Origin of the sequence: Rhizobium sp. BT03 (assembly GCF_030053155.1) — a bacterium.
GTDB lineage: Bacteria > Pseudomonadota > Alphaproteobacteria > Rhizobiales > Rhizobiaceae > Rhizobium.
In genome coordinates, this window is the sequence record NZ_CP125640.1 from 2,931,898 (window position 1) to 2,956,648 (window position 24,751).

26 protein-coding genes are annotated in these 24,751 nt (G+C 62.6%); 11 read left to right on the forward strand and 15 right to left on the reverse strand.

Features of this window, described 5'->3' with window-relative positions; genetic code table 11:
* Positions 1-12: 12 nt before the first annotated feature.
* Both QMO80_RS14345 and QMO80_RS14350 read right to left on the reverse strand, forming a co-directional pair.
* A complete protein-coding gene (locus QMO80_RS14345; RefSeq protein ID WP_283197172.1) occupies positions 13-654 on the reverse strand; it encodes a LysE family translocator in 642 nt (213 codons plus the stop codon).
* Positions 655-738: 84 nt separating this feature from the next.
* Entirely contained in the window at positions 739-1,590 is an 852-nt protein-coding gene (locus QMO80_RS14350) for an SDR family NAD(P)-dependent oxidoreductase (RefSeq protein ID WP_283197173.1), read from the reverse strand.
* Positions 1,591-1,765: 175 nt separating this feature from the next.
* Here QMO80_RS14350 and QMO80_RS14355 point away from each other — a divergent pair, with 175 nt between their 5' ends.
* Positions 1,766-2,989, forward strand: coding sequence for an argininosuccinate synthase (locus QMO80_RS14355; RefSeq protein WP_004679222.1), 1,224 nt, complete (start codon positions 1,766-1,768; stop codon positions 2,987-2,989).
* Between the two features lie 71 nt (positions 2,990-3,060).
* Here QMO80_RS14355 and QMO80_RS14360 read toward each other — a convergent pair whose 3' ends face one another.
* Both QMO80_RS14360 and QMO80_RS14365 read right to left on the reverse strand, forming a co-directional pair.
* On the reverse strand, positions 3,061-4,272 hold the full coding sequence (locus QMO80_RS14360; RefSeq protein ID WP_283197174.1) for an adenylosuccinate synthetase: 1,212 nt from the start codon (positions 4,270-4,272) through the stop codon (positions 3,061-3,063).
* A gap of 161 nt (positions 4,273-4,433) precedes the next feature.
* Positions 4,434-5,336, reverse strand: coding sequence for a hypothetical protein (locus QMO80_RS14365; RefSeq protein WP_283197175.1), 903 nt, complete (start codon positions 5,334-5,336; stop codon positions 4,434-4,436).
* A gap of 172 nt (positions 5,337-5,508) precedes the next feature.
* Here QMO80_RS14365 and QMO80_RS14370 point away from each other — a divergent pair, with 172 nt between their 5' ends.
* Complete coding sequence (locus QMO80_RS14370) at positions 5,509-6,177, forward strand: NUDIX hydrolase (protein ID WP_283197176.1); 669 nt, start codon at positions 5,509-5,511, stop codon at positions 6,175-6,177.
* 63 nt (positions 6,178-6,240) lie between these two features.
* On the opposite strand, the gene QMO80_RS14375 is transcribed toward QMO80_RS14370, so the two are convergent.
* Positions 6,241-7,209, reverse strand: coding sequence for a DMT family transporter (locus QMO80_RS14375; RefSeq protein ID WP_283197177.1), 969 nt, complete (start codon positions 7,207-7,209; stop codon positions 6,241-6,243).
* Between the two features lie 291 nt (positions 7,210-7,500).
* Between QMO80_RS14375 and QMO80_RS14380 the strand changes: the two genes are divergently transcribed.
* Positions 7,501-8,415, forward strand: coding sequence for a LysR family transcriptional regulator (locus QMO80_RS14380; RefSeq protein WP_283200188.1), 915 nt, complete (start codon positions 7,501-7,503; stop codon positions 8,413-8,415).
* A 29-nt stretch (positions 8,416-8,444) separates the two neighbouring features.
* Here the strand turns inward: QMO80_RS14380 and QMO80_RS14385 are convergent, their stop codons facing one another.
* On the reverse strand, positions 8,445-8,666 hold the full coding sequence (locus QMO80_RS14385) for a DUF2798 domain-containing protein (protein ID WP_283197178.1): 222 nt from the start codon (positions 8,664-8,666) through the stop codon (positions 8,445-8,447).
* Between the two features lie 396 nt (positions 8,667-9,062).
* Here QMO80_RS14385 and QMO80_RS14390 point away from each other — a divergent pair, with 396 nt between their 5' ends.
* The 3 genes from QMO80_RS14390 to QMO80_RS14400 all read left to right on the forward strand — a co-directional run bounded on the left by QMO80_RS14390 (position 9,063) and on the right by QMO80_RS14400 (position 10,755).
* Entirely contained in the window at positions 9,063-9,470 is a 408-nt protein-coding gene (locus QMO80_RS14390) for an organic hydroperoxide resistance protein (protein ID WP_283197179.1), read from the forward strand.
* Between the two features lie 90 nt (positions 9,471-9,560).
* The gene (locus QMO80_RS14395; protein WP_283197180.1) at positions 9,561-10,013 is read left to right on the forward strand and encodes a DUF6130 family protein; all 453 of its coding nucleotides are present in this window, start codon (positions 9,561-9,563) and stop codon (positions 10,011-10,013) included.
* 100 nt (positions 10,014-10,113) lie between these two features.
* Positions 10,114-10,755, forward strand: a complete 642-nt coding sequence (locus tag QMO80_RS14400; protein WP_283197181.1) for a LysE family translocator — start codon at positions 10,114-10,116, stop codon at positions 10,753-10,755.
* A 5-nt stretch (positions 10,756-10,760) separates the two neighbouring features.
* Here QMO80_RS14400 and QMO80_RS14405 read toward each other — a convergent pair whose 3' ends face one another.
* Positions 10,761-11,192, reverse strand: coding sequence for a hypothetical protein (locus tag QMO80_RS14405; RefSeq protein WP_283197182.1), 432 nt, complete (start codon positions 11,190-11,192; stop codon positions 10,761-10,763).
* Between the two features lie 210 nt (positions 11,193-11,402).
* Between QMO80_RS14405 and QMO80_RS14410 the strand changes: the two genes are divergently transcribed.
* The 4 genes from QMO80_RS14410 (at position 11,403) to ppa (ending at position 16,857) form a co-directional block, all read left to right on the forward strand.
* The gene (locus QMO80_RS14410; RefSeq protein WP_283197183.1) at positions 11,403-13,490 is read left to right on the forward strand and encodes a M3 family metallopeptidase; all 2,088 of its coding nucleotides are present in this window, start codon (positions 11,403-11,405) and stop codon (positions 13,488-13,490) included.
* Positions 13,491-13,647: 157 nt separating this feature from the next.
* Positions 13,648-15,468 carry a translational GTPase TypA gene (typA, locus tag QMO80_RS14415; protein WP_283197184.1) on the forward strand — a complete coding sequence of 607 codons (1,821 nt, stop codon included), beginning with the start codon at positions 13,648-13,650 and terminating at the stop codon, positions 15,466-15,468.
* A 199-nt stretch (positions 15,469-15,667) separates the two neighbouring features.
* On the forward strand, positions 15,668-16,174 hold the full coding sequence (locus QMO80_RS14420; protein ID WP_003582861.1) for a GNAT family N-acetyltransferase: 507 nt from the start codon (positions 15,668-15,670) through the stop codon (positions 16,172-16,174).
* A 146-nt stretch (positions 16,175-16,320) separates the two neighbouring features.
* The gene (gene ppa, locus QMO80_RS14425) at positions 16,321-16,857 is read left to right on the forward strand and encodes an inorganic diphosphatase (RefSeq protein WP_283197185.1); all 537 of its coding nucleotides are present in this window, start codon (positions 16,321-16,323) and stop codon (positions 16,855-16,857) included.
* Positions 16,858-16,861: 4 nt separating this feature from the next.
* Here the strand turns inward: ppa and QMO80_RS14430 are convergent, their stop codons facing one another.
* Together QMO80_RS14430 and QMO80_RS14435 are read right to left on the reverse strand one after the other, a co-directional pair.
* Positions 16,862-17,173, reverse strand: coding sequence for a DUF167 domain-containing protein (locus tag QMO80_RS14430; protein WP_283197186.1), 312 nt, complete (start codon positions 17,171-17,173; stop codon positions 16,862-16,864).
* A complete protein-coding gene (locus QMO80_RS14435; protein ID WP_003543619.1) occupies positions 17,170-17,460 on the reverse strand; it encodes a YggT family protein in 291 nt (96 codons plus the stop codon). Before QMO80_RS14435 ends, QMO80_RS14430 begins: the two co-directional genes overlap by 4 nt.
* Positions 17,461-17,600: 140 nt before the next feature.
* Here QMO80_RS14435 and QMO80_RS14440 point away from each other — a divergent pair, with 140 nt between their 5' ends.
* Positions 17,601-18,836, forward strand: a complete 1,236-nt coding sequence (locus tag QMO80_RS14440; protein WP_283197187.1) for an MFS transporter — start codon at positions 17,601-17,603, stop codon at positions 18,834-18,836.
* A 21-nt stretch (positions 18,837-18,857) separates the two neighbouring features.
* Here the strand turns inward: QMO80_RS14440 and QMO80_RS14445 are convergent, their stop codons facing one another.
* From QMO80_RS14445 to hemC, 6 genes are all read right to left on the reverse strand, one after another.
* Entirely contained in the window at positions 18,858-19,631 is a 774-nt protein-coding gene (locus QMO80_RS14445; protein WP_049733428.1) for a glutamine amidotransferase, read from the reverse strand.
* A complete protein-coding gene (locus QMO80_RS14450; protein ID WP_003589787.1) occupies positions 19,600-20,085 on the reverse strand; it encodes a TerB family tellurite resistance protein in 486 nt (161 codons plus the stop codon). Before QMO80_RS14450 ends, QMO80_RS14445 begins: the two co-directional genes overlap by 32 nt.
* 17 nt (positions 20,086-20,102) lie before the next feature.
* Positions 20,103-21,710 carry a heme biosynthesis protein HemY gene (locus QMO80_RS14455; RefSeq protein WP_283197188.1) on the reverse strand — a complete coding sequence of 536 codons (1,608 nt, stop codon included), beginning with the start codon at positions 21,708-21,710 and terminating at the stop codon, positions 20,103-20,105.
* Between the two features lie 4 nt (positions 21,711-21,714).
* Positions 21,715-23,004, reverse strand: coding sequence for a COG4223 family protein (locus tag QMO80_RS14460; protein WP_283197189.1), 1,290 nt, complete (start codon positions 23,002-23,004; stop codon positions 21,715-21,717).
* 67 nt (positions 23,005-23,071) lie between these two features.
* The gene (locus QMO80_RS14465) at positions 23,072-23,776 is read right to left on the reverse strand and encodes a uroporphyrinogen-III synthase (RefSeq protein WP_283197190.1); all 705 of its coding nucleotides are present in this window, start codon (positions 23,774-23,776) and stop codon (positions 23,072-23,074) included.
* Between the two features lie 7 nt (positions 23,777-23,783).
* Complete coding sequence (gene hemC / locus QMO80_RS14470; protein ID WP_283197191.1) at positions 23,784-24,713, reverse strand: hydroxymethylbilane synthase; 930 nt, start codon at positions 24,711-24,713, stop codon at positions 23,784-23,786.
* Between the last annotated feature and the right edge of the window lie 38 nt (positions 24,714-24,751).

The window sequence follows — 24,751 nt, forward strand, 5'->3', positions numbered from 1 at the left end:
ACAGCGTGCTGATCATCTGGCCTGCGTGAGCAGGATCTTCGCGGCGAAGATCGAGAAGACGCCAGCGAAGGTATAGTCGATCCCGCGCAGCACCTTCCTGTTGTTCTGCAGCCAGGAGGCCAGCCAGTCGGCGGCAAGAATCACGCCGGCATTGACGGGCATGCCGATCAGGATGAAGCAAAGCCCGAGGAAAAGCAGCTTCTGCGTGACGGCGGGATCGCCGGCGCTGACGAATTGCGGCAGGAAGGTCATGAAGAAGATGATGACCTTGGGGTTCAGAAGATTGACCCAGAAGCCCGACGAGATGTTCGCAAGAGCGGTGCCCTTCTGCGCCTCGACCTTGGCGACGGTCAGCTTCGAGCCGAAGCGGATCGCCTGCACCGCGAGCCAGAGCAGATAAGCGGCGCCGCCGGTCTTCAGGATCAGGAAGGCGGTCGGCGAGGCGGTGATCAGCGCCGAAATGCCGAAAGCGACCAGCATGGTGTGAACGACGATGCCGAGGCTGGTGCCGACAACGACGAAGAGCGCGGCATTCTTGCCCTGGGCAAGCGCGCGGCTGATCGACAGCGTCATGTCGGGGCCGGGGGTCGCTGCGAGCAGCAGCGTGGCGGCGGCAAAGCCGAGCAGCGTCGGCAGGCTGGGCAGGAAATCCATGGCACGCTCCGAAAGCCGGAAAGACCTGACGATCTCTTATCCGGCTTTCGGAAAATTACCAATCAAAGCTTCTGATGCCAGCGATTACTTCTGTTCAAGGAAATCCTTGAACTTGTCGGCGTAGTCCTTGTGCCAGCGCGACAGCGGCGGACGATTCTCGATGATGTCGCCGGCCGCCCAGGCCATCCGGCGTTCGTCGACCGGCCGGGCAACGTCGTTGTCGGGGCAGAGGATATAGAAATCGCCGCGCCCGAGGCTCTCGATCATGAAATCGACCGTCTGCTCCGGTGTCCAGGCGCCAGCCGGCTTTTCCGCGCGGTCGCCCTTGGTAAGCCCGGTGAAGACGAAGCCGGGGATCAGAAGATGGGCCGAGATCTTGCCGCCGTCGATGTTGCGAAGCTCATGCTCGAGCGCTTCGGTAAACACCTTCACGCCCGATTTGGAGATGTTGTAGGCCGGATTGCCGGGCGGCGTGGTGATGCCCTGCTTGGAGCCGGTGTTGATGATGAGGCCGGGCTCGCCGTGCGACAGCATCTTCGGGCCGAAGGTGCGCGTGCCGTTGATGACGCCCATCAGGTTGACGGCCAAGATATGGTCCCAGTTGGCCTGCGGGCTGAAGATCGAGGTTTCCGGGCCGATGCCGGCATTGTTCATCAGCACATGGACGCGGCCGAAACGCTGGAGCACGGCGCGTTCGAGCGCCTCCAGAGAGTCCCGGTTGGCGACGTCGGTCTCGACCGCCATCACATCTTCTTCGCCGGCAATGGCCTTGAGTTCGTCGGCGGCCTCGGCCAGCCGATCGCCGCCGAGATCGGCGATGGCGACGCTCATGCCGCGGCCGGCGAAATATTTCGCCGCAGCCAGGCCGATGCCGGACGCGCCGCCGGTGATGACGGCAACATTGGATTTTTTGAAAATGTCTTGAATATCGGTCACGGGGAGCCCCTCCTCGATCATTGCTAGGACGTTGGCGAATATGGGCTCCGCTTTCGCGCTGTCAACGCTATCGCGCCGGCGGCGCCGCACTTGCCCTTGCGTCACGCGCCAATCTCGCTAAAAGTGCCGCGACACCGGGTTTTCGCCGGCCTTTTATGCAACGGACCTCATCATCATGGCATCATACAAAGACGTGAAGAAAGTCGTTCTCGCCTATTCCGGCGGCCTCGACACCTCGATCATCCTGAAGTGGCTGCAGACCGAGCTCGGCGCCGAAGTCGTCACCTTCACCGCCGATCTCGGCCAGGGCGAAGAGCTGGAGCCGGCGCGCAAGAAGGCCGAGATGCTCGGCATCAAGGAGATCTACATCGAGGATGTGCGCGAGGAATTCGTGCGCGATTTCGTCTTCCCGATGTTCCGTGCCAATGCCGTCTACGAGGGCGTCTATCTGCTCGGCACCTCGATCGCCCGGCCGTTGATCTCCAAGCACCTGATCGATATCGCCCGCAAGACCGGCGCCGATGCGATCGCCCACGGCGCCACCGGCAAGGGCAACGACCAGGTTCGTTTCGAACTCTCAGCCTATGCCTTGAACCCCGACATCAAGATCATCGCGCCGTGGCGCGACTGGGCGTTCAAGAGCCGCACCGACCTGCTCGCCTTCGCCGAGCAGCATCAGATCCCCGTCGCCAAGGACAAGAAGGGCGAGGCGCCGTTCTCCGTCGACGCCAACCTTCTGCATTCCTCCTCCGAGGGCAAGGTTCTCGAAGACCCCGCCCAGGAGGCGCCGGAATATGTGCATATGCGCACGATCTCGCCTGAGGCCGCGCCCGACAAGGCAACGGTGATCAAGGTCGGCTTCCGCAAGGGTGATGCCGTCTCGATCAACGGTGTCGAGATGTCGCCGGCGACGCTGCTGGCCACACTCAACACCTATGGCCGCGACAACGGCATCGGCCGTCTCGACCTCGTCGAGAACCGCTTCGTCGGCATGAAGTCGCGCGGCGTCTACGAAACGCCCGGCGGTACGATCCTGCTCTCGGCGCACCGGGCGATCGAATCGATCACGCTCGACCGCGGTGCCGCTCATCTCAAGGACGAGATCATGCCGCGCTACGCTGAGCTGATCTATTACGGCTTCTGGTTCTCGCCGGAGCGCGAGATGCTGCAGGCGCTGATCGACAAGAGCCAGGAGCATGTCGAGGGTGAAGTGACGCTGAAGCTCTACAAGGGCAATGTCATGGTCATCGGCCGCGAAAGCGAAAAGTCGCTTTATTCCGACAAGCTCGTCACCTTCGAGGACGATCAGGGCGCTTACGACCAGAAGGACGCGGCCGGCTTCATCAAGCTCAACGCGCTGCGCCTGCGCACGCTCGGCAAGCGCAATCTCGCGAAATAATCCCGGCTTCGCTTTCGAACTGGATATGAGCCCGCCGGCATCGCCGTGCGGGCTCTTTTATTGCCGGTGATTCACGCGGCGGCTGCGTCCACACACAGCCTGACGTCACCGCGACGCGGCCCCCAGCTTTCGGCCCAGAGCGGTAGGCCGACCAGATCGGCTATCTCGGACGCCGCTTTGGCAGGGTCAAGCCGTATCAGCTCTTCGCAATCCGTCACCGCAAAACCATCCTCGGCCTGATCGAGGCAGGTCACCGCCAGTCCGGCTCTCACCGTGATATCGTTGCGGTCCAACGTCAGATCGCGGGTGATGGCTTCACGCAACAGGCCGAGATCGAGCGGGGCGAGCCTCAGGCGCCCCTGCCATTCGTTCGGCGCGTTGGTGGGGTCGACGACAGTGACGCCGGGGAGTGCGGCAACTTCGCCCTTGAGGGGCCCTGCGCCGTGCCGGGTGGTGTAGCAGCGTGTCGCATATGTCGCGTCCAGCTCTGTGATGCCGGCCTCGGCTGAGATCGCCAGCATGTTCGCGAGCCCGGTATTGGAACGGGTGACGTGGGGAAACACGCCGCGGTCCTGATCAAGCTCCAGACCCTGTGCGGCTTCGAAGATGACGGTGCCGCGTTCGTACAGCCGCCGGTCGGGCCAGAGCGTGACGCGGTCGAGATAGGCGGCGCAATCTGCCTCGAAGCGGGCGATGGTGGTGTCGTCGGCCAGGGCGGCAGCCAGTTCCGTGGGCAAGGCGGTGATGCCGAGCGCGGCCAGCCGGAGAGGCAACCAGGCGTCGCGGATCGAAACAAGGCGGGCGTGCAGATCGGGGCGGAACAGATCCTTGGTCGAGAGGGCGAATTCCGGGCGCAGATTGCGCTCGATGGTCTCGCCGAAGCCGAGGCCGCAGCTGCCGTGACGGGCAGCGCCACGCGCCAGCTCCAAGGCCTGGTTGATGATGACGTCGAAGGGCGTGGTGACCGGCGCCCGCGGGTCGCTGCTGATCTCGGGATTCACACCGAACTGGCCGAGATCGGCCAGTTCGTCGAGCAGCAGCATCGGATGGGCGACGAAAAAGCGGCTGAAATGCGTGGCGGCCCCGGCAAAGCTGCCCGAGCCGATATGGTGGAAGACATGACGGCATCCGGCGGGATCGACCACGGTGTGGCCGGCCTGAGCGCCGCCATTGCTGCGAACCACCACGGCCCCCGGCGCGGCTGCGGCAAGGCGATCGACCATCAGCCCCTTGCCTTCGTCGCCATAAAGCGCGCCGATCACGGCCTGTGCTCGAGTGCTCATTTCTCTGCTCCTCAAATGGCTCCGGGCGATGGCGCCCGGGATTTTGTTCTGGAGGGTAGGGGCGGAGCGGTTCCGCTGCTTATGGAAGCTCAGAACCGCTCCAGCTTGTTGTCTTTAACTCCCCGGGAAAGGCGCCTCGCACCTTTCCCGGGGAAGCCGGATCAGAAGAATGGCAGCAGGCGCCGCTTCGGGCGTTCGCCGATCGCCTTGGCGACGACCGCAGCCGCCGCACCCGGCCAGCTGGCGGCCACCTCGCCGGCATCCCGGCCCTCGGTGATCTCGATGATCGACACCACCAGTTCGGCGATGCGCCTGTGATCATCGAGCACGAAGGTCCGGCCCGGCAGCAACGGCTGCCAGCTCGCCAGCACCCGGTCGAGCCGCGCGGCTGCATAACCCTCGCGGATGACGATGTGGAAGACCTCATAGGATCTCTGCGCCATCGCAAGGCATTCCCGGGCGCTCAGACCGCGCGGCGGTTCGATGCCGAAGATCCGGGCGATCTGGCCGGCGGTCAGGCCGTTGTGAACCGGCTCGTCGCCGATGGTGAAGAGATAGCCTTTGCGGCCGCGCCTTTCGAACGCATCGGTCGACGTTTTGAGGGCTGCCAGAAGGTGGGCGGCGCTGTAGCTCTCGCCGTCATTGCCGCCGCCATTGCCTTCCAGCCACAAGGCGCGGATCTGGCTGGCAAGCGAGATGTCGGCCTCGAACTGGGTGGCCTGCAGCGGTGCGGTATCGGTATACGCATCTCCGATCGCCGCCACCATGATATGCGGATCGGATACCGGCCGGCGGTCATAGATTTCCGATGTCAGGGTGATGAGCCCGCCGCGCATCAGCTCGTGGGCGATCATGCCCATCGAGCCGGTCACATCCGAGGCGAGGATAATCGGCGTCGACTGCGGATTGTAGGCGCTGTCGCGGCTCTCGCGGGTGGCAAAGCGCGCCGGATCGAACCGGGGATCGATGCCGGTGGCGCCGAATACTTCCGACCGGCTGCGGCCATCCACATGGCGTGCATTGTAGGCCGCCCAGTCGGCTGTGCTGAAACGTCCCATACCCATAGCATCACTCCTTTGCTTGTTGCCTTGGCGATCAGGCCCGGGCGTCCCGCCCGCTGCCTTCGTTATCCATCATATAGACTTGCAACTTGCACTTTGCAAGTTGCTATTTGCAAATTGTCATTTTTATGATGGGCCGTTATGAGAGCCCAGAACACTCACCAGGAAGATGCCAATGGCAGAGGCTGAATTCGCACGGCCGATCGTGACGGTCGACATCGTCTTGCTGACGCTGCACGAAGGACGACTATGCGTGGCCTTGCTGGAACGGTCCGCCGAGCCGTTTGCCGGCGTTGCGGCGCTGATCGGCGGCTATCTGCACACGGACGAGGACGCCGATGCGGCGGCGGCAGTGCGGCGCATCCTCAAAGCCAAGGCAGGGCTCGAGGGTATCTTCTTCGAACAGCTTGCGACCTTCGCTTCGGCGCGGCGCGATCCCCGCGACTGGTCGGTGTCGATCGCCTATTTTGCGCTGGTCCCGCAGGGAGCATTGGAGGGCGGCGCCGGCCTGCTGGAATTGCGCCCTGTCGAGGCCACAGGCGAACTGCCCTTCGACCATCATGAGATCGTCACCGCCGCGCTGGCGCGGCTGCGCGGCAAGGGCGCCTATTCGACCATTCCGGCAAGGCTGCTTCCCGAGGTCTTCACGATGTCGGAACTGCAGGCAATCTATGAAACGGTGATGGGCGAGCGGCTGGACCAGAGCGCCTTTCGCCGCAAGATCAACGATCTGGATCTGCTGGAGGTGGTCGAGGGCGAAAAACGACAGACCGAGCGGGCCCGGCGACCGACGACGCTCTATCGGCTGAAGACGCCGGTCGCTGTATTCGATCGAAGAATTTGAGCGTATCGGTTTCCTCGTCTTGCCGGAGCGCGATGCGCTGAACGTGGCCCTGCGCCCGGGAGGTCACTCGTGCGCAAGCGACATTTTTCCCGATGCAAATTGGCGATCGTAGAAAATCCGCACTGACAGAACAACGCCGGCGATCAGGACGACGACCCCAGCGACTTCGATCGGGGTCGGCCAGCGAGCATGCACGACCAGTCCTCCGATGACACCGAAGGCTGTTTCCGAAACGATCAATTGCGCGGCCAGGGCAACGGGCAGGCTCCGTGATGCAATGTTCCAGGCCCAGACGCCGCCGACGGTTGCCAGCAGCGCGAAAGATCCACCCCAAATATATAAGCTGCCTGCGGCACTCCAGCCAAATCCCAATGCCGGAAGCTGGAACAGGTCCATCGCGGCGCCGAAGGGATAGAAGCCCAGCATCAAGACGCCGCCTCCGACCAACATCAGCGCCGACCACACACCGGAGGGCATTTCTGGTCGTGCAGCGAGTGCAGCCTGATTGGCGAGAGCGAACCAGACCCAAAGCCCCACGGCAGCCAGCGCCAGCGGCACGCCAACCCACAGGGATTCGACGGAGTTCAATCCCTCAGCCGTGAATGCCGTGCCGTTAACGAGGATAAGGCCGACCAGCACCAGCGCCAAGGGCATCATAAGGGATCGCCACGGCAATGATCCCTGACGCTGATTGCCAATGACCATCAATACGATCGGCACCAGACCGAGAAAGGCCGGAGCGATGACGGGGCCGGCAAAGACGGCCGCTCCGGTCACCGTCAGGAAGTAGCCGACATATCCGACGAAGGCGAGCCAGATGGCCTGCAAACAGTTCCGAAGCGTGAGATGGCGCATTGCACCCTTCCGCGAAAACAGAATGTAAAACCCGACGAGAGCCGAGACGACATGACGGATGAGAGCAAAATCAAAGGTGGAATAGTCGCCGATGGTGAATGGCACGATAAAGTTGAGCGAGAAGGCAAAGGCCGCAAAGAGTGCGGCCGACACGCCGACATAGAAGAGTCTGTCCATAATGTTCACCCTTTTGACGTTGCGTCAGTGGACCTTTGATCGTCGTGACGCCCGGCAGCTTCGATAGGCAATCGGGCGAGACACTTGATCGAATGGGTGAAAATTTACCGGCTGCGGGCCTGGGCCGGTACCCAGTGAAAATGAGAGCCACCCTCTCGATGCGCCTGGGATCGTCATCGGATCGTCAGGCGATCTGCGTCGTCGAGGCCCGAGGTGAACGGCGGAACCGCCTATCCAGCAGAACCGATTTCTCCTATCCTGAACAGAGAGGCTTCCAACTATCGGGGCACTATGGATCGGCTTGATGCAATGCGGGTTCTGCTTGCGGTGGTTGATGCCGGAAGCTTGTCGGCGGGCAGTCGGAAGCTCAACGCACCGCTGCCGAGCGTCAGCCGCAAGGTTGCCGATCTGGAGCGATATCTCGGCACAAACCTCATCATCCGAACAAGCCGCAACCTGCAGCTCACCGATGCCGGCCGCGACTATGTCGACGCGGCGCGCAAGATTATCGCCGATCTGGAGGAGGTCGAACGCAGGGCGTCAGGGGAGTATCAGACGCCGCGGGGACTGCTGACCATTACGATGCCGATCGAGTTTGGTCACCGGTATGTACTGCCGATTGCACTCGACTTCATGAACGAGCATCCGCAGGTGATATTGAACGTTCTTTCACTCGACCGCTCTGTTCATCTGGTCAATGAGCAGGTCGATGTCGCCATCCGACTGGGTGAGTTGGAAGACAGCTCGCTCTACGCCGTCAAGGCCGGCGAGTTCCGTCTGTTGACCTGCGCAAGCCCGGCCTATCTGGAACGGCATGGCGTTCCGCAACATCCCAACGAGCTTTTCAATCACGATGGGATCATGTTCCACAAGCGGTCGTTCTTTTGGAGTTTCGAGGTCGACGGGAAGCCCGTCGAAATCCTGCCGCGGAGCCGGATCGAGGTGAACACGGCGGCCAATTGCGTCGCCGCCGCGCTCGGCGGGGCCGGGATTGCCCGCCTCTTCGACTATCAAGTTCCGGAGGAAGTATCCTCGGGCGCGCTGGTGCAGATCTTGAAGAACTATGACGGCGGGCCCAAGCCGGTCAACATCGTCTATTCGCGTCAGGGCTTGCTCGCCCTCAAGGTACGGGCCTTCATCGATTGGGCGCTCCCCCGGCTTCGCGCGGTTTGCAGCGACTATGGCGATGTGCCTTCACCCGAATGAAGCTCGCATTTCCTCAATTGTCTTCCGCGTCAACGAACGACGCGGTCGATCTGTGCCTGAAGACGAGGGCCGATCAGCAGGATGGCGGGGATGACGATGAGATAGGCAATGCTCCACGAGCGGAGCCATGTCAGGGCGAAGCCCTTCGAGAAGCCCAGATTGAGCGTGAGCAGTGTAAAAGAGATCAGCCCTGTCGTTACGATGCCCATCGATAGAGCGAAGACGATCTTGCGTTTGAAATCCGTGTTCATGTCGGTCTCCCGGCTGGATGTGAAAGCGGGATCGCTTCAACGGTTGCGATCCCGGGTTAGCGCTTTGAAGATCGCGCAATTCCGGCACCGGCGGTAGCGAGAGAAGCCGAGAGGCAGCCTCTTGAATTCTGCAAGTTCCCAACGGCCGGGGAACCGTTAGACCTTGTCTCCCCCGATCGCCTGGCGCGCCGCGGATATGAGGACACACCACGCTGCTTTTCGACATCGTCACAGCAATCCCGCTTCTCGCTGCCTGAAGCGCGGCTGATCGAAAACGAGAGGCTCGCTCTCGTTTCTGCTCGCTACCGGACCGGACTTGCGGAGCTCATCTTCCCGTCATCGCAGCCCAAACCTTGATCCAGGGCGGCGCCCACCAGACCAACAAGGAATATCTGAATGTCGACAGTGATCTACACTGGCACCACCAACACCATCGGCGGCCGGGACGGCGCGTCTCGCAGTTCCGATGGGCGTCTCGATGTGAAACTGTCCCCGCCCGGTTCCTCGGGTCCGGGCACCAATCCCGAGCAGCTCTTCGCTGCGGGCTGGTCCGCCTGTTTCCTCGGCGCGATCGGAAGAGCCGCTGCCGAGCGCCAGCTCCGTGTGCCCGCCGACGCCGCCATCGCTGCCGAGATCGACCTGGTCTCGAGCGATGACGGCTATGTGCTGCAGGCGCGGCTGAATGCGAAGCTGCCGGGCATCGAGGCGGATCTCGCCAGCTCCCTGGTCGAGCGTGCTCACCAGCTCTGCCCTTATTCCAAGGCCACCCGCGGCAACATTGCCGTCGAACTCAACGTCGCTTGATCGGGCTCCGAAGAGCCCTCCAACCCAACATCGCGCCGGCGTCCCGACATCTGTCGATGATCTCCGGCGCGGCTACCAAAGGATTTTGTCATGACCACGATCGCAAGAGCCCTCGCAACGGCAGTTTCACTGCTTGCCGCCGGCACACCCATCCATGCGCAAACGCCGCATCAAGCAGCCACGCAGTTTCTTCCCATCCAGAACGAGCCTGCACCCAAACTCTTCGTGGATCAGCCGCTTCCGGGACCGCTCGCGAAGAGAGCGGTGGCGATCATTCCCTATCGAACCGAAAACTTCCGCATCCTGCCAATCTTCGGCGCCAGCGCCAGCGACGTCTCGCCGAGGGCCGGTCACCTTCATGTCAGCATTGACGACCTGCCTTGGCGCTGGGCCGATGCCGGCGGTACCGGGGCTATCGTCCTGACCGGCCTGCCGACTGGCGAACACAAGGTGCTCATTGAAATCGCCACGCCGGAACACGAAGTGCTGGGCGGAGAGGTCGTGAAGTTCACCGTACCGGCGATCGATCGCACGCACCATTAGAGGCCATTCTATATAAGGGCGAATGAGACCTGTTTTCCCGCAGCCCTTGACGGGTGCCTGCCATCGCTTAGTCTGCCAAATCATCCTCCGGAGTATGTCCATGACGCAGTCCCTGGTCTTCGGCGCCTTTCTGGCGGCGCTCTTCTATGTGCTCATTCCCGGACCCGCCTTCCTGCAGCTGCTCGGCATCGGTGCCGGGCAGGGCCGCAAGGCCGGCGCTTTCTTCATGATGGGGCATCTGGTCGGGGATCTCATCTGGTCGTCGCTGGCGCTGATCGCGATCGTCGGCGCGAAGACGATCGGGACCTTCGTCTTCGATCTGCTCGGCCTCGCCTGCGGTTTCTATCTCGCCTGGATCGGCTGGAGTGCGGTCAATGCCAAGCCGAAAGCGGCGGGACAGGCTCTCATGGTGGTCGAGCGGCCGTTTCGCCGCGGGCTGATCTTCGGCGTCACCAATCCGAAGGGCTATCCGGTGGCGCTCGCCACCTTCACCGCACTGGTCGCGGGCTCGGCCGGGGCGCTTGATTTCGAGGCGTTGCCGATGCTTCTCTGCGTATCCTTCGTCGGTTTCGTGACGGCCGACATCATCCTGATCGGCGTCATCGGCGCCGGCGCGGTTCGCCGCTTCTATCGCGCGCATGAGCGGCTGATCGTGCGCTGCTCCGGTGTCCTCTTCATGGGGTTTGCCGCTCAGGCACTCTGGCACGCAACGCCCGGTCTCATCGGCTGGCGCAAGGCTTGATGTAGCTAGCTATCCAGGAAATTGACGATCGATTTCAGCGTCTGGACCTCATCGGGATCGCCGATCGACGTGGCGATCTGCAGCTGATTTTTGTAATAATCGAGAAAATTGAAGCTGGTGCCGTCGGTGACGCTGGAGAGATCGATGACGTTGCCGAGCGGATCGATCGCGTGCATCGGCAGCGGCTCGGAGATCGCAGCGTAGGTGCTCTGATCGATCAGGCCGCTGTCGAAACTCTGGCGCGCGTAATTGCGCAATTCACCAGGGCTAACCGCGGTGAAATCCGGTCCTTCGCCACTATTGTCTTCGATCTGGAACGAGGCCGGGGCCGGAGCTCTGGTCTCGATTTCAATATCAGAGGTCTTCGAAGTTTTTGCGTTATTAGGATTGTTTTTAAATAGCAAACTCTGAGAAGACCGCACAGAAAAAATTTCCATGGCGCATGTCCCCTTACAGGAAGAATATGGGGAAACTAGCGCTTGCGCGTGATTCGCGTCAATCGTTAACAAATGGTTAATTCTCGCGCGTCAATTTTTGTCCACCAGATTTGGCGGGTGGGGCGAAAGGCGCTTGCCTGCAACATACCAATTCCAGGGCGGCTCTCCTATATTGACGATCCACCTGCATGCCAAAAAGGAATTTCTCCGATGTCTTCTCCCCGTGATTTCAATCCGGCGCTGGTCAACTGGGACGGTCTTCACGGCCTGCCGCGTTTCGATGCTCTCGATGACGGCGATTTTGCCGCTGCCTTCGAAGCGGCGCTGGCCGCCCATGAAAGGGAGATCGACGAGATCGCCGGAAACAGTGAGGCGCCGACATTCGACAATACGGTGACGGCGCTGGAGATTGCCGGCGATGCGCTGTCGCGCGTTTCGGCGCTGTTCTGGAACAAGGCCGGCGCGCATACCAATGATGTGATCCAGGCGCTGGAGCGGGAAATCTCGCCGAAAATGTCGCGCCATTATTCGAAGATCGGCATGAATGCCGCGCTTTTTGCCCGCATCGACACGCTTTGGGAGAGGCGCAAGAGCCTCGGCCTGACGCTCGAACAGACACGCGTGCTGGAGCGCCACTGGAAAGGCTTCGTCAAATCGGGCGCCAAGCTCGGGAAGGCCGAGCAGGAGAAGCTCGCCGAGATCAATGAAAAGCTTGCCGGCCTCGCCACGCAATTCGGCCAGAACGTGCTGGCCGACGAGAAGGCCTGGGCGCTTACGCTTTCCGACGGAGCCGAGCTCGACGGGCTGCCGGAATTTCTGCGCGACGCAATGGCGGCGGCGGCGCGCGAACGCGGCGACGAGGGCAAATATGCGGTGACGCTATCGCGCTCGATCATCGAGCCGTTCCTGACCTTTTCGGAGCGCCGCGATCTGCGCGAGCAGGCTTTCAAGGCGTGGGTGGCGCGCGGCGAAAATGACGGCGAGACGGACAATCGCGCCGTCATCGGCCAGACATTGGCGCTGCGCCATCAGGTGGCGAGCCTGCTCGGTTACGGCAATTTCGCCGAGCTGAAGCTCGACAACACGATGGCGAAGACCGCGGAGGCGGTGAACGACCTGCTCAAGGCCGTCTGGGCGCGGGCGGTGAAACGCGCCGGCGAGGAGGAGGCCGATATATCAGCGCTGATCGCCGAGGAGGGGCGTAACCACGAGGTGATGCCCTGGGACTGGCGCCACTACGCCGAAAAGATCCGGGCGCAGAAGTTCGATTTCTCCGAGGCCGAGCTCAAGCCCTATCTGCAGCTGGAGAAGATCATCGAGGCCTGCTTCGACGTGGCCGGGCGGCTGTTCGGTATCCGCGCCGTCGAGAAGAAGGGCGTGGCCGCCTATCACCCGGATGTCCGGGTCTTTGAAATCAGAGACCGCGAAGACCGGCTGGTCGCGCTGTTCCTCGGCGATTATTTCGCCCGCGGCTCGAAACGATCCGGCGCCTGGATGAGTTCGCTGCAATCGCAGCACAAGCTCGAACTGAAGAACGGCCGCCATGGCGAGCTGCCGATCATCTACAATATCTGCAACTTCGCCAAACCGGCCGAGGGCAAGCCGGCGCTGCTGTCGCTCGACGATGCCCGCACGCTGTTCCACGAATTCGGCCACGCGCTGCACGGGATGCTTTCCAACGTCACCTACCCTTCCGTCTCCGGCACCGGCGTTTCGCGCGATTTCGTCGAGCTGCCGTCGCAGCTCTACGAGCACTGGCTGACGGTGCCCGATATTCTGAAGCGCTATGCCGTGCATGTCGAAACCGGCGCGCCGATGCCGCAGGCGCTGCTCGACAAGGTGCTGGCGGCGCGCACATTCAATGCCGGCTTCAACACCGTCGAGTTCACCTCGTCGGCGCTTGTCGATATGGCATTTCACACGCGGAAGACGGTCGCCGACCCGATGGCGGTGCAGGCGGAGGTGCTGGCCGAGATCGGCATGCCGAAATCGATCGTCATGCGCCATGCGACGCCGCACTTCCAGCACATCTTTTCCGGCGGCTATTCGGCCGGTTATTACTCCTACATGTGGTCGGAGGTGCTCGATGCCGACGCCTTTGCCGCCTTCGAGGAGACGGGAGACGCCTTCAACGGCGAGATGGCGCGCAAACTGAGGGAAAACATCTATTCCGTCGGCGGCTCGGTCGATCCTGAGGATGCCTATAAGGCCTTCCGCGGCAAGCTGCCGAGCCCGGATGCGATGCTGGTCAAAAAGGGACTTTCGACCTTCGAGGAATTGACAGGCAGCGACGCCTAAGACAATTTGATGACACGCTTCGATGCGGCATGGCGGCAGCCATGCCGCAGCTTTTGCGCGTTCCCCTCTTTCGCAAACGCAAAAAAAACTGTATGGACGCCCCAAACCAATAGGCGCGTCCTCAAGAGCGTGCGCCGCAGCCTCAGAGATTTCACATATGGCACTTCGCAATATCGCGATCATCGCGCACGTTGACCATGGCAAGACGACCCTGGTGGATGAGCTTCTCAAGCAGTCCGGCTCGTTCCGCGAAAATCAGCGCGTAGCCGAACGCGTGATGGACTCGAACGATCTCGAAAAAGAACGCGGCATCACCATTCTCGCCAAGGCGACCTCGGTCGAGTGGAAGGGTGTCCGCATCAACATCGTCGATACCCCCGGCCACGCCGACTTCGGCGGTGAGGTCGAGCGTATTCTCTCGATGGTGGATGGCGCGATCGTTCTCGTCGATGCCTCCGAAGGCCCGATGCCGCAGACGAAGTTTGTCGTCGGCAAGGCGCTGAAGGTCGGCCTTCGCCCGATCGTCGCGATCAACAAGATCGACCGTCCGGACGGCCGCCACGAAGAAGTCATCAACGAAGTCTTCGATCTTTTCGCCAATCTCGACGCGACCGACGAGCAGCTGGATTTCCCGATCCTCTACGGTTCCGGTCGCGACGGCTGGATGAACGTCAATCCTGAGGGACCGAAGGATGAGGGCCTTGCGCCGCTTCTCGACCTGGTGCTCAAGCATGTTCCGGAGCCGACCGTCGAAGAGGGCCCGTTCCGGATGATCGGCACGATCCTCGAAGCCAACCCCTTCCTCGGCCGCATCATCACCGGCCGCATCGCATCGGGCTCGATCAAGCCGAACCAGGCCGTCAAGGTTCTCGGCCAGGACGGCAAGCTGATCGAAACCGGCCGAATCTCCAAAATCCTCGCCTTCCGCGGCATCGAGCGCACGGCGATCGACGAAGCCCATGCGGGCGACATCGTCGCGATCGCCGGCCTCTCCAAGGGGACCGTTGCCGACACCTTCTGCGATCCTTCCGTCTCGGAAGCCATGAAGGCCCAGCCGATCGACCCGCCGACGGTTACCATGTCCTTCATCGTCAACGACAGCCCGCTGGCGGGCACAGAAGGCGACAAGGTGACCTCGCGCGTCATCCGCGACCGTCTCTTCAAGGAAGCGGAAGGCAACGTCGCCCTGAAGATCGAAGAAGCCGAAGGCAAGGATTCGTTCTACGTCTCTGGCCGCGGCGAACTTCAGCTCGCCGTTCTCATCGAAACCATGCGTCGCGAAGGCTTCGAGCTTGCCGTGTCGCGTCCGCGCGTTGTCATGCACAAGGATGAAAGCGGTCAGCTTCTGGAGCCGATCGAGGAAGTCGTCGTCGACGTCGACGAAGAACATTCCGGTGTCGTCGTGCAGAAGATGTCCGAGCGCAAGGCCGAAATGGTCGAGCTGCGTCCGTCGGGCGGCAACCGTCTTCGCCTGCGTTTCTACGCACCGACCCGTGGCCTGATCGGCTACCAGTCGGAGTTGCTGACGGATACCCGCGGCACGGCGATCATGAACCGCCTGTTCCACGACTACCAGCCCTATAAGGGTGTGATCGGCGGCCGCGTCAACGGCGTGCTGCTTGCCAATGCTGCCGGCGAAGCCGTCGCCTATGCGATGTTCAACCTGGAAGATCGCGGCCCGATGATCATCGAGCCGGGCGAAAAGGTCTATGCCGGCATGATCATCGGCATCCATACCCGCGACAACGACCTTGAAGTGAACGTCCTGAAGGGCAAGCAGCTCACCAACATCCGCGCCGCGGGCAAGGACGAAGCCGTCAAGCTGACGCCGCCGATCCGCATGACGCTCGATCGTGCTCTTTCCTGGATCCAGGAAGACGAACTGATGGAAGTGACGCCGAAGAATATTCGTCTGCGCAAGATGTATCTCGACGCAAACGATCGCAAGCGTTTCGAGAAGTCGAAAGCGGCTCTCTAAAAGCTTTCGAAATATGCTTTGAGACCCCGGCCTTGGTGCCGGGGTTTTTTATTGTGCGCTGCGCTGATTCCGACTTGTGACAATCGTTAAAAAAGCGTTAAATTTTATCTGTCGTCCACATATCAAGTCTGTGGGCAATCGATCACGATGCGCTGGCCGCATATGGTTAATTGCCCGTGGCGGGACCAGAGTAAACGTTATGAAGACGTTGTCGATCGATGTTCGGCGGGCCGAACCGCACGATGCCCGAGCCATATCGGAAACGCACAGGCTTGCCTGGCAGCACACATATGCAGGCATCATTCCGCATCGCGCCTTGACGCAGATGATCGAGCGGCGCGGTGAAAACTGGTGGCGCAAGGCTACGCGCGGACCGGCGACGCTCCTGGTTCTCGATGTCGCCGGAACGGTTGCCGGCTACGCCACGCTCGGCCTCAACCGCGCCCGCGCGCTTCCGCAGGAAGGCGAAATCTACGAGCTCTATCTTCGGCCGGAATATCAAGGCATCGGTCTCGGCCGGATGCTGTTCGGCGAGGCGCGCCGGCTGCTGAAGTCGCTCGGCTGCAACGGGCTGGTCGTCTGGTGCCTCGAGGAAAACGAGACCGCCGGCCGCTTCTATCGCCATCACGGCGGTGTCGATTTCTGCGAAGGCATGGAAAATTTCGACCACAAGCAGCTGAAGAAGATCGGCTTCATCTGGAACTGACCGGCCTGGCCGGCGATCGCCTATTCCTCGTTGAAAGTTTCGACCTGTTTGCGCCGGTGCCATCACGCATTGGTGATCTCAAATGTTGCGTTGCCACATGAAACTGATTATCTGGCTGCGAGCAATTCAACCTCGCGGGAGTTCCTATGCGCATCGACGCCATTTCCATCGGTAATAATCCACCTGAGGACGTCAACGTTATCGTCGAGGTTCCGGTCGGCGGCCACCCCATCAAGTATGAAATGGACAAGGAAGCCGGCACGCTGGTCGTCGATCGTTTCCTCTATACGCCCATGACCTATCCGGGCAATTACGGTTTCGTGCCGCACACGCTGTCTGAGGACGGCGACCCGATCGACGTGCTGATCGCCAGCACCCGTCCGCTGGTTCCGGGCTGCGTCATCAATGTGCGCCCGATCGGCGTCCTGAAGATGGAAGACAATTCCGGCAAGGACGAGAAGATCATCGCCGTGCCGTCGCCGAAGCTGACGCTGCGCTACGAGAAGGTGAAGGACTATACCGATCTTCCCGAGATCACGCTGAAGCAGATCGAGCACTTTTTCGAGCACTACAAGGATCTGGAGCCTGGCAAGTGGGTGAAGATCTTCGGCTGGGGCGATTCCAAGGAAGCCGGCCAGCTTATCCTCGAAGCCGTCGAGCGCGCCAAGAAGACGAAAGACTGATTATTCAGCCCAAAAGCGTTTCGAGCTTTTTTGCCAAATCCTCCGGGTCGCCGTCGATCCGGAGGATTTTTTTGCGCGCGGTGTCGCCGGCGACGAGGCTGATGCTGGATCTGGGGATGCGCAGCGATTGGGCGACCAGAAGGATCAGAGCCTTGTTGGCCTTGCCCTTTTCGGGGACCGAGGTGACGCGCGCCTTCAGGAAAGTCTCGCCCTCGCCGTCGGCCTCGATGCCGTCGATCGCGTCACGCCCGCCATTCGGCGTCAGCCGGACGGCGAGGCGGAGATGATCGTCGAATTGCTTCCAGGGACGGCTCAAGCGACCAGCGGATACAGCGTTGTCCAAAGCAAGGTGCGCAGGAAGAAGATAATCAGCAGCAGAATAATCGGCGAAATGTCGATACCGCCAAGGTTCGGCAACCGGCTACGGATCGGCTTCAGCACCGGTTCGGTGACGTTATAGAGGAACGTGCCGACCGAATTGACGAACTGATTGCTGGAGTTGATGACGTTAAAGGCATAGAGCCAGGAAAAAATGGCACTGGCAATCAGGATCCAGGTGTAAATATTCAAAGCCAAATCAATGGTTTGAAACAGCGCAAACATCGTCTTCTCCAATTCGTTGTTGACAGACATGTAGACATTGGCGACTAAACGAGCAAGTGCCGTGTGGGAACGCGCGGTGAATCATGTTTAACGGGCGGCCTTGCAGCACTTCCGGCGCCCGTCTCCTCGGAAAACACCCGATGTCGTTTTCGCCCACCGGAGACCGTTTTGCCGCGTTCCGGCATTCGTCCTACACACGGTTCTTTTTTGCGCGCTTCCTGCTGTCCTTTTCGCAGCAGATCGTCAGCGTCGCCGTCGGCTGGCAGATGTACGACCAAACGGGCAAGGCGATCTATCTCGGCCTGATCGGTCTCGTGCAGTTCCTGCCGTCGCTGCTGCTCATGCTCGTCACCGGTTCGGTGGCCGACCGGTACAATCGCCGGGCGATCGCAGCACTCTGCTCGCTGGTCAGCGCGCTCTGCACGCTGGCGCTGCTGGTCATGACTGTCATGGGGACCTTCACGCCGCTGCCGGTTTTCGCCGTGCTTCTGATCTTCGGCATCGAGCGCGCCTTCATGTCGCCGGCGGTGCAGTCGCTGGCACCCAATCTGGTGCCGGAGCAGGATCTTTCCAATGCGATCGCCTGGAATTCGTCGTCCTGGCAGCTCGCCGCGATCACCGGGCCGGTGATCGGCGGTCTGCTCTATGGCGTCAGCGCGACGACCGCCTATACGGTGGCGGTGATCTTTTCCGTGCTCGGCGCGGCTCTTCTCTACATGATCCCGAAACCGGAGCAGAAGACGACGGGCGAGGCCAAGAGCTGGGCGATGATCCTCGGCGGCTTCAGTTTCATCCGCGCCGAAAGAGTAGTGCTCGGGGCGATCTCGCTCGATCTCTTCGCCGTGCTGCTCGGCGGCGCGACGGCACTGATGCCGATCTTCGCCCGCGATATCCTGACGCTCGGCCCCTGGGGGCTCGGCCTGCTGCGCGCCGCACCGGGGCTCGGCGCCATCGTCATGGCGATCTTCCTCGCCGCCTATCCGCTGAAGCACCGCGCCGGCATCTACATGTTCACAGGCGTTGCCCTGTTCGGTCTGGGAACGATCGTCTTCGGCATCTCGACCAACACCGAAGTCTCGATCGCCGCACTCGCCCTGATGGGGGCGGCCGACATGGTGTCGGTCTATGTGCGCGAGAGCCTGATCGCGCTCTGGACGCCGGATCATCTGCGCGGCCGCGTCAATGCGGTCAACATGGTGTTCGTCGGCGCTTCGAACGAACTCGGGGAGTTCAGGGCGGGCACGATGGCATCGATCTTCGGTGCGGTGCCGGCGGTCGTTATCGGCGGGATCGGAACGCTTGCCGTGGCGGCGATCTGGGCTTCGAGTTTCCCGAAATTGCGGCAGATCGATACGCTCGACGCGCCCAGCACATAGAGGCTCCTGCCGAACGGCGCCTTATGCGGGAAGCGTGATCGGAGAGGCGGCTTTCGCCGTCTTGCCTTCGAAAACGATATCGAGGAATTCGGTCAGCCAGGCTTTCAGTGGCGCGTCGAACAGCATGCGGCCTTCGAGGTGTTCGCGGCCCTGCTGGGCATTCGGCAGGATGAAGCGATGCGCGCCGTGCACCACCCAGCGATGCATCATCACCCGGGTCAGTTCGGCATGAAACTGCAGGCCCCAGGCGTTGCCGTCATAGCGGAAGGCCTGGTTCGGGTAGGCATCGCCTTCAGCGAGCAGCTCGGCGCCGTGCGGCAGCTCGAAGCCTTCGCGGTGGAAATGATAGACCATCTTCGGCCAATGCATCAGCAGACGGCCCCGCTCTGTCGGCCTTAATGGATACCATCCGATCTCCGTCGAGCCGTCGGCATTCGGCTGCACCTTGCCGCCGAGGTGACGCACCAGCATCTGCGCGCCGAGGCAGATGCCGAGATAGGGGCGTTTTTCCCGTAGCGGCACATCGATCCAGCCGATCTCCTTCTTGACGAAGTCCTCGGGATCATTGGCACTCATCGGCCCGCCGAAGACGACGGCGCCGGCATGCTCTTCGAGCGTCGTCGGCAGCGGCTCGCCGAGAACCGGGCGGCGGATATCGAGGCGGTAGCCCTTTTCGACGAGCAATTGGCCGACACGGCCGGGGCTCGACCGTTCCTGATGCAGGACGACGAGGATCGGGCGCCCGTCGCGGTTCGGCTTTTGCTCAGTCGCTGTCATCTTGCGCAACCCGAACATCCGTCACCCTGGCGGCGGCCTCTTGCCGCTTCTGGATGCGCTCGCGCGAGGAGACGCCGAGCAGATCGGCGATCCGCCAGATCACATGGTCCTCCATTTCGCTGCGTTCGCCATCGGCATAGACGATGTCCCAGAGAATGCCGATCAGCTCCAGCCGCTGCTCGGTGTTGAGATGGCGCTTGAGGTCGGCGGTGAAGCGGTAATAATCGACGGCGGTGCTTTCGGCCTCGAGGCCGGCGGCCATCAGGGCATCGAGCTGCTTGCCGTCGAGCGCATATTGCTCCTTCAGGAGCTTGCGCAGCCGCTTCTTCTCGCTGGCCTTGATCTGACCGTCGGCCTCCATGACCTGCATGCAGAGCGCTGCCACCGCGATGCGTGGATCATCGGGGGCGAAACCTTTTTTCGGGTGGTCGGCGGTGAGCTTCTGGAAGAATGCCTGAAAGCGTTCGAACATGCGGTTTTCGTTCCATTTCAGAAAAGGCGGAGCCGTGTCTTGGGTTCCGGTTCCACCCTGGTATCGCGAACGCCGGGATCATCCGGCCGGCCGCCAAAGAAAGGTTTGGCTTCGCTCGGTGCCGGTGCTTTATCGCTGACGGGTTCGGCGGGCTTCGGTTTTGCCGGGGCCGGCGTCGGGCGCACAGCCTCGGCGATCGTCGCGGCGCGTTCCAGTTCGATGATGCGATGGTCGTTGACCGGGCTTTCCGGCCTGATATCGCGCAGCGGCGGCAATGTCTTCAAAGCGGTTTCGATCGAGGGCGGCACTGAGCCGTCTTCGAGCGGCCCCTCGATCTGGCCGAAGGGCGCCTTCCATTCGAAGGCGTCGAGGCGGCCGGTTACCGGCGATACCGGCAGCCATTTCTCCGACACGAAACCGTCCGCCACCCAGGCCGGATCGCGCGGGGCTTTCAGCGCCTGGGCCAGCCAGTGGCGCACGCGGCCCTGGTCTCCGGTCTCTGCTTCCTCGATATCGGCCAAAAGCAGGAAGGCGGCTTCGCGCGGCTGCATGCGGGCGGCGGCTTCCGCCTTGGTGCGGGCCTTGGCGAATTCCTGCGCGTCGAGCGCCGCCTGGGCGACGACGACAAGGGATTCGACGTTGTTCGGCCGCAGTCCTTCCAGCCGTTCGGCGCGCTTCAGCCGGTCGAGGGTGGAATCGCCGCTGCGGGCCCTGACATAGGCCTGGCCGATCTCGGGATGCGGCGCCGATTTCCATGCCTGTTCGAGGATCGAGGCGGCCTTGCGCACGCCGCCTTCGCGAAACAGCGCCTTTGCGGCAATGAGGGCGGCCGGAATGAAATCGGCGGCAAGCTTCAGCGCCTGCTGCGCGTCGTCGCGGGCGCCGGTCGGGTTACCTTCCAGCTTCTCGCCGGCGCGCGCCGTCAGGAGGACGGCGTGCAGACGGTTGGCGTCGGCCTTTTCGACGACGCGGGCGGCCTTCTGCTGTTCGAGCAGGCGGATCGCATCGTCCCAGCGGCCGGCCTGGCTGCGGTATTCGAGCGTCGCCTGCGCGGCCCAGGGCAGATAGGGCGCGGTGTCGGCGGCTTTCTCGGCATATTGGCGGGCGGCCTCGTTGGCCCCGAGGCGGCGGGCCTCGAGATAGAGGCCGCGCAGACCGAGTTCGCGTGTCTCGGGGTCGTTGGCCATGGCCTCGAACTTGGCGCGCGCCTCGTCATGGCGGCCTTCGATCAGGGCGGCCTGGGCCTCGAGCAGGTTGATCAGTGGCTCCTGATCGGCGCGGATGAGGCCGCGCGAGCGGGCGGCCATCTTGCGGGCGAGAGCCGCATTGCCGGCGCCGGCGGCGATCAGGCCGGTCGACAGCGCCTGATAACCGCGGTCGCGCTTGCGGGCGCGGAAATAACGCGTCACCGAATGCGGCGAGGTCCAGACCAGGCGGATGAACCACCAGACGATCATCACGGCGGCAACGAGAGCGATGATCGCACTGGCGGCGACGATCAGCTTCGTCTGGTAGATCTGGCCCTCCCAGATCAGCGAGAGGTCGCCGGGACGATCGGCGAGCCAGGAGAAGCCATAGGCGAGAAGCAGCACGAAGAGGGCGAAGGCGACAAGGCGGATCAGCATGGTCTCATCCCTCCTTGCCGGTGCCGGAAACCGCTTTCGACAGCGCCCCGCCGACCAGTTCCTCGACGCGGATACGCGCTTCGAGCGATTGCTTGAAGGCGGCGGAAGCCTGCTTGCCGGGAGCCGGCAGGCTGTTCCATTCGGCGGAAGCGCCGGGCAGATCGCCGCTCTTCACCTTGTCCTCCATGCGGGCAGCGACGGCTTCGACGCTGTCGCCCTCGATATTGCCGACGGGGCGGACTGATACCAGCGACTTGGCGCTCGACATCAGCCGGTCCGACCAGCTCTCGTTCGGATCCGGCTGGTTGACGGCTTCGACGATCGCGGTGGCGACATCGGGCACCTGACGCATGAGTTCGGCGCGCGAGGGAATGCCGGTTTCGGCAAAGGCGCGGAGGTCGGCGACAGCCGGATCGTCGGGTGCAACGCCGGCGAAGGTGTCGAGTTCGGCCAGGAACGGGCCGCCGCGATCGATCGCCGCCTTGAGGGCGGCCGCCGCGATCGCCCGGGCGACGGCGACATCCTCGCGCGGCGCGTTCAGTTTCTTCTCAGCCTCGTCGAGACGCTTGGCGATATCGGCGCCGCTCGTCGTCTGCTGCTCGGAAGACTGGGCGAGTGTCGCGCGCAGCTGGTCGACCTGACCGGTCAGTTCCGCAATCTTCTGGTTGAGTGCCTCGACATTTGCCGAATCCGCCGGTGCGGCGGCCGCGGGCGCCTTGGCAGACGTTTCCAGCGCGGCGAGACGCTTTTCAAGCGCACTGTCATCTGCGCTCGCCGGATTGGCGGCAAGATTGGCGACCGCCTGTTTCAGGCCGTCGATCTCGCCGGACAGATCGGCGATGTCAGGCGAGGTCGTCTGCGGCGCCGAGGAGCCCGGGAGATAGCCGGCATATTGAATGGCGCCGGCGCCAAGCAGCGCCACGAGGCCGCCGAAGATGCCGGCGGCGATGAGACCGGAGGTGCCGGCGCGCCGCGGCTGTTCGGGAGGAGGCGTGAAGGCAGGCTCGGGGGCGGGCTGCTCCTGGCGCGAATCCGTTGCGGGCTGGTCTTCGTCTTCGGCTTTTTCCGGCTCGGCCGGTTCATCTTCGACCTGCGGCGCAGCGTCGGTTTCGGATGTCACACCGGCATCGGCGGGGCTGTTGTCGGCATCGCCGACATCATTCTCGACCGGTTTTTCGGTATCGGCTGCAGAGGCGAAATCCTGTGCTTCGAGGTCGATCGTGACCGGCTCGTCGGCGCTCTTCGAATGGCGTGGCGGGTTTCCCGATACCATGAGGTCCTCTTTATCCTGCATTGCAACGAAACTAGACAGTGATGCCAATTAAGGGAAGAGGTTAGATCAAATTTGGGCGGTAAAGCATTCAAAGCAGCGACAAAAGACTTTTCTCATCCGGCATCGGTGCAATCGCCGCATTTTTTCTCAGCGTCGCCGGAATGGCTTGCGCCACCCCTTCGCTGAGGCAAAGAAGGCGGATTCCGCTTTCCTCCGGCAGGGCCGAGCGGAGTTCCGTCACGCTGAAAAAATCCTCGGCCGTCTGCCGGGAATAGAAGAGAACCGCCTCCGGCAGGCCGCCCGCAAAAATCGCTTCGATCTCGGCCGGGCGGGGGGCAACCGGCTGCATGCGATAACATTCAGCGACGGAAAAGCGGATGCCGAGCTCACGCAATCCTGCTTCGAAGGTTTCCGCACGCGGCGTGCCGGCAAGGTAGAGCAAGTCCTCTATCTGCGCGCCGACGAGCTCGGCGAGATCGCCGCCATTGCCTCGGGACGAAGCGACCGAGCGGAAGCCGAGGCTGCGCGCTGCTTCCGCGGTCGTCTCCCCGACGGCGAAAAGCGGGCGGGCAAGATGCGGACGAAGTTGCTCACCAAGAGTAGAGATGACCCTGACGGCTTCGGCGCTGGTCACGGCGATCGGGCCGCGGCTGGCTGCAAGCGCACGTGCGGCCACGGCGCTGTCATGCGCCGGTCGGCGCAGCGGCAGCAGCAGCGGCTCGTGGCCCATGTCGCGCAACCGTTGTGCGGTTTTTCCAGCCGAATGCGCGGGGCGGGTGACGAGCACGCGCATGGCCGCGTCAGTGCCAGTCGTCGAAGAACGCGCTGCCGGCCCTGGCGCGCACGTCCTGGCCGGCGCGGGTGCCGAGGGCCGCCGCATCGCGGCGGTGGCCGTCGGTCGTCACCGCATGCTGGCTGCGGCCGTCAGGGGTGATGATGAGGCCGGAGAAGCGGATCAGATCGCCTTCGCAGACGGCATAACCGCCGATCGGCGTGCGGCAGGAGCCGTCGAGCGCGGCGAGGAAGGCGCGTTCGCAGGAGACGGTGTCGAAGGTCGCGGCATCGTTGACCGGCGCCAGCAGATCGTCGATCCTGTTATCGCCGATGCGGCTTTCGATGCAGATCGCCCCCTGCGCCGGCGCCGGCGGGAAACTGTCGGGATCGAGGATATCTGTGATAACCTCGACCTTCCCCAGCCGTTTCAGGCCGGCAAGCGCCAAGAGCGTCGCGTCGACCTCGCCCTCTTCGAGCTTGCGCAGGCGCGTTTCCACCAGGCCGCGGAAGGTCACGACATTGATATCGGGCCGCATGCGGCGGATCAGCGCCTGGCGGCGCAGCGACGAGGAACCGACGGTGGCGCCATGCGGCAGGTCGATCAGTTTGGGCGCGGTGCGGCCGATGACGGCGTCGCGGATATCTTCACGCGGCAGATAGGCGGAGAGATGAAGCCCCTCGGGCAGTTTCGTCGCCATATCCTTGGCGGAATGCACGGCGAAATCCAGCTCGCCTGATGTAAGCTTCTGTTCAAGCTCCTCGGTGAACAGGCCCTTGCCGCCGATCTCGGCCAGCGATCGGTCGGTGATGCGGTCGCCCTTGGTCGTCAGCACGACGATCTCGAACATTTCCTCGGGCAGATGATGCGCCGCCATCAGCCTGTCGCGGGCCTCATGCGCCTGGGCAAGCGCCAGCGGGCTGCCCCGCGTACCGATCCGGAAAGGTTTTGTTTGCATCCGCTCTATTCCGTTGTTACCGGAGTTCTCGTAAACGG